This is a genomic window from Pandoraea sp. LA3 (genome assembly GCF_022696215.1).
GTDB classification, from domain to species: domain Bacteria; phylum Pseudomonadota; class Gammaproteobacteria; order Burkholderiales; family Burkholderiaceae; genus Pandoraea; species Pandoraea capi.
Genome location: NZ_PTPY01000036.1, coordinates 462,069 through 476,143, shown reverse-complemented (window position 1 = coordinate 476,143; position 14,075 = coordinate 462,069). Strand labels below are relative to the sequence as shown.

The window sequence follows — 14,075 nt, the reverse complement described above, 5'->3', positions numbered from 1 at the left end:
AATAGCGAACACTTACATTCGCTGCAACCAAAGTCCCTTGAGGTATTCGCCTTCCGGGAATTGCGTGAGCATCGGGTGATCCATGCCTGCCGAGAGGCGACGCAGGATACGGGCGTCAACACCGGCATCCACGGCCGCACCGGCCACGATCTTCTGGAACAGATCGGCATCGATGGCGCCCGAGCACGAGTACGTCAGCAACTGACCGCCCGGACGCAGCAGCTTGAAGCCCGCCATGTTGATGTCCTTGTAGGCGCGCGCTGCGCGGTCGACGTGATGCGCCGACGGCGCAAACTTCGGCGGATCGAGCACGATCATGTCGAACGTGCGGCCTTCTTCGCGCAAGGCGCGCAGGGTCTTGAAGACATCCGCATCGAGCCATTCGGCGCGGGCAGCGTCGAAGCCGTTGAGCGCCACGTTGCGCGCGCCGATGGCCAGCGCATCGCCCGAGGAGTCGATGGACAGCACGCTCTGTGCGCCCCCCGCCAGCGCCGCCAGCGAGAACCCGCCGGTATAGCAGAAGCAGTTGAGCACGTCGCGCCCCTTGGCCTGCTGCTGCACGAGACGACGGTTGTCGCGCTGGTCGACGTAGAAGCCCGTCTTGTGACCGTTGCGCACGTCGACGTAATACTTCACCCCGTTCTCATGCGTGGTGAGTGATTCCGGTGCTTCGGGCGGTTCGTCGCCCGCCAGCACACCGGTAAGGCTCGGCAGGCCTTCGCGCTCGCGCACGGCGGCGTCGGAGCGTTCGTAGACGTTCGGGCAGCCGGTCGCGCCGACCAGCGCTTTCGTGATGGCGTCCTTCCAGGCTTCCACGCCCGCCGCCATGAACTGGCAGACGAGCTGATCGGTGGCGGGCTGGCCCGGTGCGGACTGATAACGGTCGACGATCAGCCCCGGCAGGCCGTCGGCCTCACCGAAGATCAGACGCGTCGCGCCCGTGTCTTGCACCATTTCTTCGCGATACGCGAGCGCTGCCGACACACGGCGCTTGAAGAAGGCGTGATCGACCGGCTCGTTTTCGTTGAACGTCCAGACGCGGGCGCGAATGGCCGACACCGGGCTGAACGCGGCGCGCGCGAGGAAGCGGCCGTCGGCGGCACGCACCACGACCGTTGCACCGGATGCCGGGTTGCCGTCCACACGCGCCACGGCGGTGGCGTAGATCCAGGGATGGCGGCGCAGCAAGGACTTTTCTTTGCCGGGCTTGAGGGTCAAGGTATTCATGCGGGACGGACCAACGGTTGCATTCGGGGTGACGGCAAGTCTCGCGTCGCGAGGGGCGCCTGAGCGATACGCGCAGCGTGTCCGGGTCGGCGCCTGGGGCAGCCGGCTGGGGAGACCCACTGCGACAGCTCTCAGGACAGCGTTCGGGACTTGCGGGGAAGGACGCGATTCTACACCGACTCCGGTCCCGGCAGCCTGCTCAGGTCTTCTTGCGCGAGCGCGGGTGCGCCTGATCGTAGACTTTCGCCAGATGCTGGAAGTCGAGCTTCGTGTAGATCTGTGTCGTCGAAATGTTGCTGTGACCGAGCATCTCCTGCACCGCGCGCAGATCGCCCGAGGACTGAAGCACGTGCGTGGCGAACGAGTGCCGCAGCATGTGGGGATGGACATGCGTCGGCAGCCCGGCGGCGAGCGCGTGACGCTCCAGCCCCTGCTGCACGGCCCGTCCCCCGATACGCTTGCCGCGCGCCGAGAGAAACAGCGCGTGGGGCTCGGTCGTCGCCAGCGGCGCACGCATCTCCAGCCACTCGGCCAGCGCCTGCACCGCCTTCTCGCCCACGGGCACGCGACGCCGCTTGTTGCCCTTCCCCGTCACCACGACCTCGCGCTCGGCGAGATCCAGCCAGCTTGCCGACCGGTAGCCGTCCGCCTCGACATACCGATGGTCGAGTCCCGTCAGTTCGGACAGACGCAGGCCGGACGAATACAGCAGCTCGAACATCGCCCGGTTGCGCACCGCCTCGGCAGACGTGCCCGTCGCAAACTCGACGAGCGCCGATGCCTGATCGGGCGAGAGCGCCTTGGGTAACGGTTTGGGTTGTTTCGGCGCGCGCACCCCCTCGACGGGGTTGGCGGCCAGCGCCGTGCGTTGAGCGAGCCAGGCGAAGTAGCCGCGCCAGGCGGAGAGCTTGCGGGCAATCGACCGCCCGACCAGCCCCTCGGCATGCAGCTTCATGACGAAGCGGCGAATGTCGCCGTGTTGCAGCGATTCGAGCGCACGACCGCTCGCCAGACGCTGCAATTGCCGCAGGTCGCGCGTGTAGTTTTCCAGCGTGAGCGCAGCGAGCTTGCGCTCGCTGACGAGAGACGTGAGGTAGGTGCGGATGCCCGGTTCGAGCGGCGTGGCGTCGTCAGCGCCATCGGTGGCATCGCGGTCGTCCGTCCCGGGCGGGGTATCAGATGAATCGGATGAGGCCGATGCCGCCGGCGCCACCGATGCACCCTTGGCGTCGCGCCCGGCCCGGGGTCCGGAGGACATCAGTCGTCGGCGCGCAGCTTGCCCAGGGCGGCCCCGGCCAGCTCGCCGATTTGCGTGAGGAAATCGGTCGCCATGCCTTCGTGGAAGCGGCGGGCGTCGTCCGAGCCCATCACCAGCAGGCCGAACACTGGCCCGTCGGTCATTTGCGGGTCGCGCAACGCGAGCAACGCCACCGAGGCGGGATCGCTTGGCGCGCCCAGCCACGTCACGGCTTCGAAGCCGGTATTGGCGCCGCAGTACGGCGTTGCGAGGCTCGACGCGAAGATCTTCACCTCTTCGCTGACACTGCGGGCGAACTCGGCCGGTTGATACGGCGCAGCCACGTTCCACAGGCGCACGGCGGCAAACGGCACGTTGAAGACGTCGCGCAGACCCCGGGCAATCGCTTCGGGCAGCGCATGCGGATCGCGCTCGCCGAGCAGACCGAGGGTCCAGCGGTGCAATTTGCCCGAGATATCGTCGTTTTCGTGGCCATAGCGCATCAATTCGGCCAGGCGCCGCTCGATCTGCTTGGTCTTCTCGCGCTGCATCTCGATCTGACGCTCCTGCAACGACACCGCTCGCTGGCCGTGCGGGCTGGTGAGCCGCACGCCGGCCAGCAATTCGGCGTGGCGCTCGAAGAAGTCGGGATGCGCGATCAGGTATTCCGCAATATCTCGGTCGTTCATGAATGTCCGTCTGCTGTTCGTCAACTGCCGCCGGCCGCCCCTCGAACACAAGGAGCGCCTGCGGCCGCCTGGGTCGCTAAATCAGAATCCGTCTGTAACCTCAGCCCTGCGCCTCATGACCTTCCGGGGCGCGCAGGCCGTTGCGCTGCGTCCTGCTGCCGTCTCAGACCTCGATCGTGCCTTCGAAGACCGTGGCAGCCGGCCCTGTCATGATGACCGGACCGCTTGCGCCGTCCCAGTCGATGGTGAGCGTGCCGCCGTGCGTCTCGATGGCGACGGGCGCCTTGAGCAAGCCGCGACGGATGCCCGCGACCGCTGCCGCACAGGCCCCGGTACCGCAGGCGAGCGTTTCGCCGGCGCCGCGCTCGTACACGCGCAGACGCGCCTCGTGCTGGCTCACCACTTGCAGGAATCCGGCGTTCACACGGCGCGGGAAGCGGGGGTGACGCTCGACGAGCGGCCCGTCCGTCTCGACCGGCGCGGTATCGACGTTCTCGACGACCTGCACGGCGTGCGGGTTGCCCATCGACACGACGGAAATCCACGTGGTCTTGCCGCCCACGTCGAGCGGCCAGAGCGTGTCGTCGCCCTCGCGGCGGCCTTCGAGCCCGGTGGCATCGAACGGCACGTCGGACGGCGTGAGAATCGGTGCGCCCATATCCACGCTGACCTGACCGTCTTCGCGCATCGTGAGCGTGATCACGCCCTGCTGCACCTCGACACGCACCGTCTGCTTGTCAGTGAGGCCCGTATCGCGCACGAACTTGACGAAGCAGCGCGCGCCGTTGCCGCAATGCTCGACCTCGCCGCCGTCGGCGTTGAAGATGCGGTAGCGGAAGTCCACGCCCGGCAGCGTCGCGCGTTCGACGAGCAAAAGCTGGTCAGCGCCAACGCCAAAATGACGGTCGGCGAGCGCACGCCACTGTTCCGGCGTGAAATCGATGGTCTGCGAGATGCCGTCGATCACGACGAAGTCGTTCCCGGCGCCTTGCATCTTGGTGAATTTGAGCTTCATGCCGCTATTGTAGTGGAGAAGGTTGACGCGCATCCGGTGCCGGTCAATAGACGCCCGGCTCGCCCTCGGGGCGCGTCTTGAAGCGCTTGTGAACCCAGTAATACTGTTCCGGCATCTTGAGAATCTGTTCTTCGAGGAACGCGTTCATGCGACGGGCGTCTGCATCCGGGTCACCGCTCGGATAGTTCTCCCAGACCGGGAACACCTTGAGCCGGTAGCCCTTGAAATTCGGCAGTACCTCGCCGATGAACGGCAGAATCTGGGCGCGGCCGACTTCGGCCAACCGCGAAACCGACGTCAGCGTGCAGGTTTGCACGCCAAAAAACGGCACGAACGTGGAGTTTCGCGCGCCGTAGTCCATGTCGGCGGCCAGCATGACGGGTTTTTTCTTGCGGAACATGCGCAACACGTCACGAGCGCTGTCGCCACGCGGGATCATCTCGGCGTCGAAGCGGCCGCGCTGCTCACGGGCCATGGCGTCGAACGCCGGGTTGGACATCGGGGTGTACAGCGACGCGCAAGGCCGATGCAGCGAGTAGTTGATGAAGACGGACGCCGCTTCGATGCCCACGAAATGGAAACCCAACAGAATGGTCGGCGGCATATCCGGCGCGCGCAGGTCCACGGCGGAGTCGAGTTCGATGAGCCGCTCCAGCTTCTTGCCGCTGCCAAACCACTGAAAGCTGCGCTCGGCATAGCTCCGGATCGCATGGACGAAGGACGCCCGGGCGACGCGCTCGCGGGTAGCGTCGTCCCAGTGGGGGAAACACAGGCGCAGATTGGTGTGCACCACCCGCTTCCGGGAGCTGGGAATCGAGTACAGCACATGGCCGATCCCCGTGCCAAAACGGGCGACCCAGCTATAGGGCAGCAGATTGAGTCCGCGCAGCAGACCCACGCTGAGGTAGTACCCGAGCGATTTCTTGGGAGTGGTTGACATGTCGCAAGCAGGATTTCTTCAGGGGCGTATAATAAGCGACATCGCCGAGTTAACTGACAACTTGCGGGGCGATTCGAATGGGCAACCCGACTGAGGCAGCGCATTCGACCAATTTTCCGCTAAAGCGTCGCCGCTTCCCCTCCGATGACGGCAACGTGAGTCGCCAAATATCGTTAGAGGAGCCAGAAGTGGCGAACGACTATCTCTTTACCTCCGAATCCGTCTCCGAAGGTCACCCGGACAAAGTTGCCGACCAGATCTCGGACGCCGTTCTCGACGCTATCCTGACGCAAGACAAGTACGCGCGCGTTGCTGCGGAAACGCTTTGCAACACGGGCCTCGTCGTGCTCGCAGGTGAAATCACCACGACCGCCACGGTCGACTATCAGCAAGTCGCACGCGAAACGATCCGTCGCATCGGTTACGACAACACCGACTACGGCATCGACTACAAGGGTTGCGCCGTGCTGGTGGCGTACGACCGTCAGTCGCCGGACATCGCGCAGGGCGTGGACCGTGCGCATGACGACAACCTCGATCAGGGCGCCGGCGACCAGGGCCTGATGTTCGGCTACGCCTGCGATGAAACGCCGGAACTCATGCCGCTGCCGATCTACCTGTCGCACCGTCTGGTCGAGCGCCAGTCGCAAGTGCGCCGCGACGGTCGTCTGCCCTGGCTGCGTCCGGACGCCAAGTCGCAGGTCACCATCAAGTACGAAAACGGCCGTCCGCACAGCATCGACACTGTGGTGCTCTCGACGCAACACGCGCCGGACATCGGTCTGGAAGCGCTGCGCGAAGCCGTCATCGAAGAAGTCATCAAGCCGGTGCTGCCAGCCGAACTGATCAAGGGCGACATCAAGTTCCTGGTGAACCCGACCGGCCGTTTCGTGATCGGTGGCCCGCAGGGCGACGCCGGCCTCACGGGCCGCAAGATCATCGTCGACACGTACGGCGGTGCTGCACCGCACGGCGGCGGCGCGTTCTCGGGCAAGGATCCGTCGAAGGTCGACCGCTCGGCCGCTTACGCCGGCCGCTACGTCGCGAAGAACATCGTGGCTGCCGGTCTGGCCTCGAAGTGCGTGATCCAGGTCTCGTACGCCATCGGCGTGGCGCGTCCGACGTCGGTCATGGTCAACACGTTTGGCACGGGCAAGATCAGCGATCAGCGCATCGCCGAGCTGGTCGAGAAGCATTTCGACCTGCGTCCGAAGGGCATCATCCAGATGCTCGACCTGCTGCGTCCGATCTATGAGAAGACTGCCGCTTACGGCCACTTCGGCCGCGAAGAGCCGGAATTCTCGTGGGAAGCCACCGATCGCGCCGACGCGCTGCTGGCCGACGCCGGTCTGCGCGCCGTAGCCTGATACCGCACCAAGGCACTCCGCATCACGTCTGAAGCCGGTGTGAACCGGCCTCAGATAAACAAAACCCCCGTCCGGGTCAAACCGGCGGGGGTTTTGTTATTGGGAGCGCCTCAGTGCGCCGCTGACGAATCCGGCGATCAGCGAATCAACTGCCGGATCATGGCGGCGAACACCTTACCGTACGGCGGGTTGAGCAACCCCGCGCCGTTCCATCGCGCCTGACGGAAGATCGGCTTCTCCTTGGAGAACGTGCGGAACCCTGCCTCGCCGTGGTACCCGCCCATGCCCGACGGCCCCACGCCGCCGAACGGCAGCGAGTGCTCGGCCACATGCAGCAGCGTGTCGTTGATGGTGACGCCGCCCGAAATCGTGCCGTCGACCACGCGGTCGATACGGGTATTGTCGGTATCGAAGACGTACAGCGCGAGCGGTCGCGGACGCTCGTTCACGTACGCAATCGCCGCGTCCAGATCGTCATACGGCACCACGGGCAACAACGGGCCGAAGATCTCTTCGCGCATCACGCGCATGCCGTCGTGCACCCCCGTCAGCACGACCGGCGGCAGACGTCGGCGTGCAGCCTCCGCCGGCGTGTCGAACAACGCATGCGACGTTGCGCCCTGCGCCGCCGCTTCGTTCGCCAGCCCCGACAACCGCTCGAAGTGACGCGCCGACACGATGCTCGTGTACTGCGGGTTATGAACCGCGTCCGGATACATGCGGGCGGCCACCTGCCGTGCCGTCGTCACGAACGTGTCGAGCTTCTCACGCGGCACGAGCACGTAGTCAGGGGCCACGCACGTCTGCCCGGCATTGAGGAGCTTGCCGAGCATGATGCGCTCCACGGCGTGCTCCCAACGCGCACCGGGCCCGATGATGGCGGGCGACTTGCCGCCCAGCTCCAGCGTGACTGGCGTGAGATGCTCGCTCGCCGCACGCATGACGTGATGACCGATGGACGTCGCCCCCGTGAACAGCAGATGGTCGAACGCGAGCGTCGAGAAAGCGCGTGCGACCTGCGCATCGCCAGTGACGACCGTCACCCACTCCGGCGGGAAGGTTTGCGCGATGGCCGACGCGAAGACTTCCGCGAATCGCGGCGTGACTTCGGACACCTTGATCATCACGCGATTGCCCGCTGCCAGCGCATCAGTGAGCGGGCCGACGGCGAGAAACAGCGGGTAGTTCCACGGCACGATCACGCCCACGACGCCCAACGGCTGCGGCACCACCGCACGCCGCGCGGGCAGCAGCCAGAGATTCGCCCAGCCCTGCGAACCGCGCATCCAGCGACGCGTATGCGACAGCGCATGCTTCAGGTTGCCGAGCGACGGAAACAGTTCGAGCATGTCGGTTTCCTGCGCCGAGCGCCCGTTGAAATCGGCGTCGATGGCATTCGCAAACGGCTCGCGATACTTGTGCAGCATCGCTTGCAGCGCCGTCAGGTGACGCTTGCGCGTCGACCAGTCGACATGCGGCGCGGCGTCGTGTGCGCGACGCATCGCGTCGAAGCGTGGCAACAGCAGTGCGCGCGCCATGTCGTCGCCCTGCGACGTAGGCAACGCCTGCGCGGCATGAAGCCCATCGTGAAGTCTCTGATCAAGCTCGTTGTGAAGCGCGCCCGGCTCGTCCTTGTGTCCCATGCCGTTCTCCTCCCTGCAAGCCCCGGTGCATGAAGGCACCGGCGGTCGCCGTCGATGTGTTGTCGTTATGAAAAGTGCATCATGCACATCAGGCACGCGTGCTGCGTGTGTCTTATGCCTGTCTCGTGCCGATCGTTTGCGCTTCGAGCCCTACCCCTCACGCGAGAAACGCTCTGTCGAGCCATGCGCGCTGCACACCGGTGGCGAGCGTGTGCGGCATCACGCCGTACACGCGTCCCCCTGCGTTCGAAAACCGGCTCTCGATGAACCCGTGGGCCAGTTCGGACGGTGCGTGTTCCAGCAACAACGCCGCCTGCGCGAGCAACACGATCTGTTGTGCGATGGCACGCGCGCGCACCGCATGCGTGGCCGGGTCGGCGGCGAGCCAGCCGTGCAACTGCGCCAGTGCTGCGCGCAACGTCACATGTGACGCGGTGCGCTCGGTCAGCCACTGGAACCAGCTTTGCGCGACGTCCGGCTCGCGGCTGATCGCGCGCAGCACGTCGAGGCACATCACGTTGCCGGAACCCTCCCAGATCGAATTCACAGGCGCTTCGCGATACCACCGCGCGAGCGGCCCCGTTTCGACGTAGCCGTTGCCGCCCCACACTTCCATGCATTCCCCGGCAAACTCCAGGGCGCGCTTGCACACCCAGAACTTCGCGGCGGGCAGCACGATGCGTCGCCATGCGCGTTGCACCGGTGTGTCGTCATCGACAGCACTTGCGTCGAAGGCCTGCGCGAGACGCATCGCCAGCCACGTCGCGGCTTCCGACTCCAGCGCGAGATCCGCGAGCACCGTCGTCATCAGATCCTGATCGACGAGCTTCGCGCCGAACGCCGTGCGATGCCGCGCATGATGAATCGCCTGCACGACGCCCGTGCGCATCATCGCCGCACTGCCGATCACACAATCGAGCCGCGTGTACGTCGCCATCTCGATGATCGTGGGCACGCCGCGACCCGGCGCGCCCACACGCGTGCCGTACGCGCCCTGAAACTCGACTTCGCTGCTGGCGTTGGAGCGATTGCCGAGCTTGTCCTTGAGACGCTGCACCTGCACCGCGTTCTTGCGTCCGTCGGGGGCATAGCGCGGCACGAAGAAACAGGACAGCGCATCGCTGTCGCTCTCACGCGCGAGCACCAGATGCGCGTCGCACTGCGGCGCGGAGAAGAACCACTTATGACCGACGAGCGAGAACGTGCCGTCGCCGCCATCGGTCGCGGTCGTGGTGTTCGTGCGCACGTCCGAGCCGCCCTGCTTTTCCGTCATCCCCATGCCGATGAGGATGGCGTGCTTCTGCGCGAGCGGCACATCGCGCGGATCGTGTTGCGGCGCGAGCAGCTTGTCCTTGATCGTGGGGAAAAGCGACGCTTCCTTGGCGAGCACGGGAATGCTCGCGAACGTCATCGTCGTGGGGCACAACGCGCCGGCCTCGTTCTGCGCATGCAGAAAATACGATGCCGTGCGCGCGGCAAACGCCCCGCCGCGTGGATGCGCCCACGGCAGCGATTGCAGTTGTGCACCGCGCAAAAGCGCCATGAGCGAATGCCATGCGGGGTGAAACTCGACACGGTCGATGCGATTGCCTCGCGAATCGAAGGATTGCAGCTCCGGTTCGTGACGATTGGCGTCCTGCGCCCATTGCTGCACTTCGGCCTCGCCCAGACGCGCGCCCTGCCGATGCAACGTCTTCGCATGCCAGTCGGCATCGAACGCGGCGACGGCAGCCTGCAAGGCGGCATCGGTCGCGTAGAGGTTGTAATCCGTGAGCGGCGGCACCTGATTGGTGACGTCATGCGTCTGCCAGGCTTCGGTCATCCGTGTCTCCGTGCGTGTCTCCGTGTTCTTGTCCAGCCCCCGTGCGGCACGCATCTGCCGTCATGGGCACCGGCTGTCCACCGGTCGGGTAACGTCACGATGCCAAGCATGGGACGGTTACCTAAAGGCGATCATTTCATCATAGCGCCCACGTCCGTGAAGTCATCCAAATTAGAGGAATGCTTCACTTCACCCCCGAACGCGGGCAATGTCTGCCTACAATGAGTGCCGCTGCAAAGTCACTGCCACCGACACCCTTCGGGACACAACGAAGTCGGGACATGCACAAAGAAGGATAAGAACGAGACATCGGCATCGCCGAGAACGACAAGCCGAAACAGCTGACGCAGTTGACACAGCGAACGCATTCGAAAACACCGCAACATCAGAGTGAATGCAGTGCCATCCAAGGGAGGATGACAGCATGGACTATGACTACGTCATTGTCGGCGGCGGTTCGGCCGGTTGCGCGCTCGCTGCGCGTCTGGCCGACGGCTTGCCGGGCAGCACGATTGCACTCATCGAAGCCGGTCCGCCGGACAACAGCTTTCTGGTGCGGCTGCCGCTCGGCCTCGCCGCCCTGGTGCCGTTCGCGTCGCGCCGCAACTACGGCTATCGCACCGTGCCGCAAGCGGGACTTGGCGGACGTCAGGGGTATCAGCCGCGCGGACGCGGACTCGGCGGCTCCAGTTCGATCAACGCGATGATTTACACACGCGGGCATCCCGACGATTACAACGACTGGGCACAGGCCGGTTGTACCGGCTGGGGATGGGACGACGTGCTGCCCTACTTCCGTCGCAACGAAAACAACGAACGCGGCGCGAACGCGTGGCATGGCACGGGCGGGCCACTCAACGTGGCCGATCTGCGCACCGTCAATCCGTTCTCGCAGCACTATGTCGACGCTGCGCGCGAAGCCGGATTTCCGGTCACCGACGATTTCAACGGCGAGCATTACGAGGGCGCGGGCGTCTATCAGGTGACGCAGAAAGACGGCCAGCGATGGAACGCCGCGCGCGCCTATCTGCACGGCAAGTCGCGCCCGAATCTGCATGTGATCACCGACGCGCTCGTGCAGCGCATCGTCTTCGACGGCAAGCGTGCGACGGGCATCAAACTGCAACGTCAGGGCGCACTGCAAACCATCCGCGCACGTGCGGAAATCGTGCTGAGCGCCGGCGCTTTCAACTCGCCGCAGTTGTTGATGTGCTCGGGCATCGGCCCGGCCGAACAACTGCGCACGCACGGTCTGGAAGTCCGGGTCGATGCGCCGGGCGTTGGCGAAAACCTGCAAGACCACATCGACTTCATCGTCAACAAGTACGTCGCTCAGCGCGACCTCGTCGGCTACACACCGGCGGGGTTGTGGCATCTGCTCATGCAGGGGATCGACTATCTGCGCGACCGGCGCGGGCTGTTCGCGAGCAACGTGGCCGAGGCCGGGGGCTTCCTCAAGAGCGATCCGTCACTCGCGCGACCGGACTTGCAGATGCACTTTCTCGTGGGCATTTGCGACAACCACAACCGACGTCTGCATCTGCGACGCGGCCTCTCGTTGCACGCCTGCGTGCTGCGACCGAAGAGCCGGGGACGTGTCACGCTCGCGTCGTCCGACATGCGCGATGCGCCGCTCATCGACCCGGCATTCCTGCAAGCGCAGGAGGATGTCGACACCTTGCTGCGCGGCGCGCGCGTGATCCGGCGCATACTCGCCGCGCCGTCGCTCGCGAAGTTCGGCGGACACGAGTTGCACAGTCGCGGGATCGAATCGGATGAAGCGCTCACCGCGTTGATCCGTGCGCGCGCCGACACCATCTACCATCCGGTCGGCACCTGCCGGATGGGCAGCGATGCGGCATCGGTGGTGGATCCGGAACTGCGCGTGCGGGGTGTCGAGGGACTGCGTGTGGTCGATGCATCGATTATGCCGACGCTCATCGGCGGCAACACCAATGCGCCATCGATGATGATCGGCGAGAAGGCCGCGGATCTGATACTGGCGAGTGCTTCTGCATCGTCGGCTTCCCTGTCCTCCTCGACGATCACGCCCGGGACCGGAGCACGTGCCGATGGGGAGCGTCGGGCGGAGGCTCCGCTCACGGAAGCGCGAGCGCAATCCTCCGCCGAACCGGGTCTCTCAGCCGTGCGTGCGCAACCACAGGTCTAGGAACGGCTCGCCCCACAACAAACTCGCCAGCGCCCCAAGCACCAACCACGGACCGAACGGTAGCGGCTCGCGCAACGCGCGGCCGCGCACCATGCCGAAGACGGCGAAGGCGAGCGTCGCGGCCACCGCGCCGAAGGCCAGCATCAGCGGCACCCCGATCCACCCGAGCCACGCCCCGCACGCGGCGACGAGCTTGGCGTCGCCGCCGCCAAGGCCATCGTGCTGTGTGAGTGCGCGGTACACCGCCGCAATCGTCCACATCACACCGTACCCCAGCGCTGCGCCGAGCACCGCCTCGTCGACAGGCAAGGTGACGTGCATCACGCTGCACAGCAGACCACCCCACAGCAGCGGCAACGTCAGCCAGTCCGGCAGCAGCCGCGTGTCCATGTCGATGAGCGCCAGCGCGAACGCCGTCGCCCCGAAGCCGCACCACGCGAGCATGGCCGCGTACTGGTGTGTGGGCACGAATAGCCACGCGACAACGGCGAACAGCACCCCCACGACCATCTCGACGAGCGGATAGCGCATGGAGATGCCCGTGCCACAGGCGGCACATCGACCGCGCAACCACAGATAGCTGAAGACCGGCAGATTGTGATGGGCCGCGATACGCGTCTCGCATCGCGGGCAACGCGACGGCGGCCACGCGAGGTTGAAGACCGGGGTGACCGGCGGCATCTGCCCCGACCATGCCGCGACCTCCTGGGCCCATTGCGTTTCCAGCATGCGTGGCAGACGATAGACGACCACGTTGAGAAAGCTGCCGACGAACAACCCGAACACAGCCATCGCTGCCGCCACGGCCTCTCGCGGCAAGGCACGAAACGCCGCCCACAGAACATCGACGAGCGCGGTCATCGTCAGAACATCGACTGTGCGTACTCACCGGCTGCGTGGCCGATTTGCAGCATGCCGCCGACGGTGAAGATGATGGTCAGGCCGACCATCGCGAGCAGCACCGAGCGCAGCGTCGCGGAACGTGTCTTGATGCGCTCCGCGACTTCTTCAATCGTCATCAACCCGATCTTGCGAATGCCGGCGTCGAAGTTGGTGCGTCCGGAATACTCGACGAGACGATCGAACACCTCCTCGTTGAAGATGCCCGTATCCATCGCCTTGATCATGCTGCGCTCGCTTTTGAGCGACGCACGCATGCGCAGGAGATGCCATCGCAACCACGGTGACGCGCGCGCGAGCAGCAGCGAGACGGCATCGAACACCGACGTCTTGGCGCTCGTGAGTGCCGCCAGCGCGACGAGAAACTCCCCCGCACGCACGTCGCGATACACCGCGTACGGGCCGAAGTTATCGAGACGGCGACGCATCGGCCCCGTCCACCGGCGGAACGACAGCGACATCATGACCACGAGCGCGACCGGCACGCCGTAGAGGAACGGCCACCAGTTCGCGACGAACCCGGACATCACGTAAAGCCCCGCGCCGACGAGCGGAAATTTCTCGGGCGGCATGATCTCCGTCATGATCGGCATCATGCCGTACGCCACGCCGAGCTGAATCGCCGCGAGCAGCACGGACATGAAGATCGGCAACGCCACCGCACCGGCGATGGCCGCGCGGGTTTGCTGCTGAAGCGTGACCACGCGCGCGAGAAAACGCAGCGTGCCGGGCAGATCGCCCTTCTCGCCGGCGGCGATCACGACGAGGTCTTCCTCGGGAATCGTGCCCGCCCACGACTTTTGCAGATTCTTCGAACTCGCACGGTCACGCCATACGGCGTAAAGCGGCGCCATCGGATTGCGACGCTCCTTGGCACGGGCATGGCGTCGCGAGAACAGTTCGAACGGATTGGCGCCGTCTTCGATGGCATCGGCGAAGTCGCTGTAGAACTTGGCGCGGGTCTTGCGGAACCGGCGTTTGGCCTTCGTCAATCCGGGATAGGGGTCACGCGCGGGCGAGAGTTTGGCGAGCAGGCGGTTGGCAGCTTCGATCATGGCAGTGGGT

General features: G+C 65.4%; 10 protein-coding genes and 1 pseudogene. 2 read left to right on the top strand and 9 right to left on the bottom strand.

Going from position 1 to position 14,075, the window contains the following annotated elements; translation table 11 throughout:
• Positions 1-12 precede the first annotated feature (12 nt).
• The 5 genes from C5N93_RS20530 to C5N93_RS20510 form a co-directional block, all read right to left on the bottom strand.
• Entirely contained in the window at positions 13-1,227 is a 1,215-nt protein-coding gene (locus C5N93_RS20530; protein ID WP_242560702.1) for a class I SAM-dependent rRNA methyltransferase, read from the bottom strand.
• 199 nt (positions 1,228-1,426) lie between these two features.
• The gene (gene xerC, locus C5N93_RS20525) at positions 1,427-2,485 is read right to left on the bottom strand and encodes a tyrosine recombinase XerC (RefSeq protein ID WP_242560701.1); all 1,059 of its coding nucleotides are present in this window, start codon (positions 2,483-2,485) and stop codon (positions 1,427-1,429) included.
• The gene (locus tag C5N93_RS20520; RefSeq protein WP_242560700.1) at positions 2,485-3,153 is read right to left on the bottom strand and encodes a DUF484 family protein; all 669 of its coding nucleotides are present in this window, start codon (positions 3,151-3,153) and stop codon (positions 2,485-2,487) included. Before C5N93_RS20520 ends, xerC begins: the two co-directional genes overlap by 1 nt.
• 163 nt (positions 3,154-3,316) lie before the next feature.
• On the bottom strand, positions 3,317-4,168 hold the full coding sequence (dapF, locus tag C5N93_RS20515; protein WP_150720798.1) for a diaminopimelate epimerase: 852 nt from the start codon (positions 4,166-4,168) through the stop codon (positions 3,317-3,319).
• A gap of 43 nt (positions 4,169-4,211) precedes the next feature.
• Positions 4,212-5,108: a lipid A biosynthesis lauroyl acyltransferase gene (locus tag C5N93_RS20510; RefSeq protein WP_242560699.1), complete on the bottom strand. Its 897-nt coding sequence runs from the start codon at positions 5,106-5,108 to the stop codon at positions 4,212-4,214.
• A 188-nt stretch (positions 5,109-5,296) separates the two neighbouring features.
• On the opposite strand from C5N93_RS20510, the gene metK reads away from it, so the two are divergent.
• Complete coding sequence (gene metK / locus C5N93_RS20505) at positions 5,297-6,475, top strand: methionine adenosyltransferase (protein WP_069343019.1); 1,179 nt, start codon at positions 5,297-5,299, stop codon at positions 6,473-6,475.
• 137 nt (positions 6,476-6,612) lie between these two features.
• Here metK and C5N93_RS20500 read toward each other — a convergent pair whose 3' ends face one another.
• Positions 6,613-8,013 (bottom strand): coniferyl aldehyde dehydrogenase, encoded by a 1,401-nt coding sequence (locus tag C5N93_RS20500; RefSeq protein ID WP_174980949.1) that lies wholly within the window; start codon positions 8,011-8,013, stop codon positions 6,613-6,615.
• Between the two features lie 262 nt (positions 8,014-8,275).
• A complete protein-coding gene (locus C5N93_RS20495; protein ID WP_242560698.1) occupies positions 8,276-9,940 on the bottom strand; it encodes an isovaleryl-CoA dehydrogenase in 1,665 nt (554 codons plus the stop codon).
• 424 nt (positions 9,941-10,364) lie between these two features.
• On the opposite strand from C5N93_RS20495, the pseudogene C5N93_RS20490 reads away from it, so the two are divergent.
• A pseudogene (locus C5N93_RS20490) lies at positions 10,365-11,948 on the top strand (GMC family oxidoreductase N-terminal domain-containing protein); the annotation flags it as partial.
• 132 nt (positions 11,949-12,080) lie between these two features.
• Here the strand turns inward: C5N93_RS20490 and C5N93_RS20485 are convergent.
• Positions 12,081-12,971: an A24 family peptidase gene (locus C5N93_RS20485; RefSeq protein WP_242560697.1), complete on the bottom strand. Its 891-nt coding sequence runs from the start codon at positions 12,969-12,971 to the stop codon at positions 12,081-12,083.
• A 2-nt stretch (positions 12,972-12,973) separates the two neighbouring features.
• The gene (locus C5N93_RS20480; RefSeq protein WP_242560696.1) at positions 12,974-14,065 is read right to left on the bottom strand and encodes a hypothetical protein; all 1,092 of its coding nucleotides are present in this window, start codon (positions 14,063-14,065) and stop codon (positions 12,974-12,976) included.
• Positions 14,066-14,075 lie beyond the last annotated feature (10 nt).

What these genes read in the sequence shown, in the direction of transcription:
- C5N93_RS20485 (WP_242560697.1), bottom strand. Translation starts at nt 12,971, where the DNA reads ATGACCGCGCTCGTCGATGTTCTGTGGGCGGCGTTTCGTGCCTTGCCG.
- C5N93_RS20495 (WP_242560698.1), bottom strand. Translation starts at nt 9,940, where the DNA reads ATGACCGAAGCCTGGCAGACGCATGACGTCACCAATCAGGTGCCGCCG.
- C5N93_RS20530 (WP_242560702.1), bottom strand. Translation starts at nt 1,227, where the DNA reads ATGAATACCTTGACCCTCAAGCCCGGCAAAGAAAAGTCCTTGCTGCGC.
- xerC (WP_242560701.1), bottom strand. Translation starts at nt 2,485, where the DNA reads ATGTCCTCCGGACCCCGGGCCGGGCGCGACGCCAAGGGTGCATCGGTG.
- C5N93_RS20520 (WP_242560700.1), bottom strand. Translation starts at nt 3,153, where the DNA reads ATGAACGACCGAGATATTGCGGAATACCTGATCGCGCATCCCGACTTC.
- dapF (WP_150720798.1), bottom strand. Translation starts at nt 4,168, where the DNA reads ATGAAGCTCAAATTCACCAAGATGCAAGGCGCCGGGAACGACTTCGTC.
- C5N93_RS20500 (WP_174980949.1), bottom strand. Translation starts at nt 8,013, where the DNA reads ATGGCGCGCGCACTGCTGTTGCCACGCTTCGACGCGATGCGTCGCGCA.
- C5N93_RS20480 (WP_242560696.1), bottom strand. Translation starts at nt 14,065, where the DNA reads ATGATCGAAGCTGCCAACCGCCTGCTCGCCAAACTCTCGCCCGCGCGT.
- C5N93_RS20510 (WP_242560699.1), bottom strand. Translation starts at nt 5,108, where the DNA reads ATGTCAACCACTCCCAAGAAATCGCTCGGGTACTACCTCAGCGTGGGT.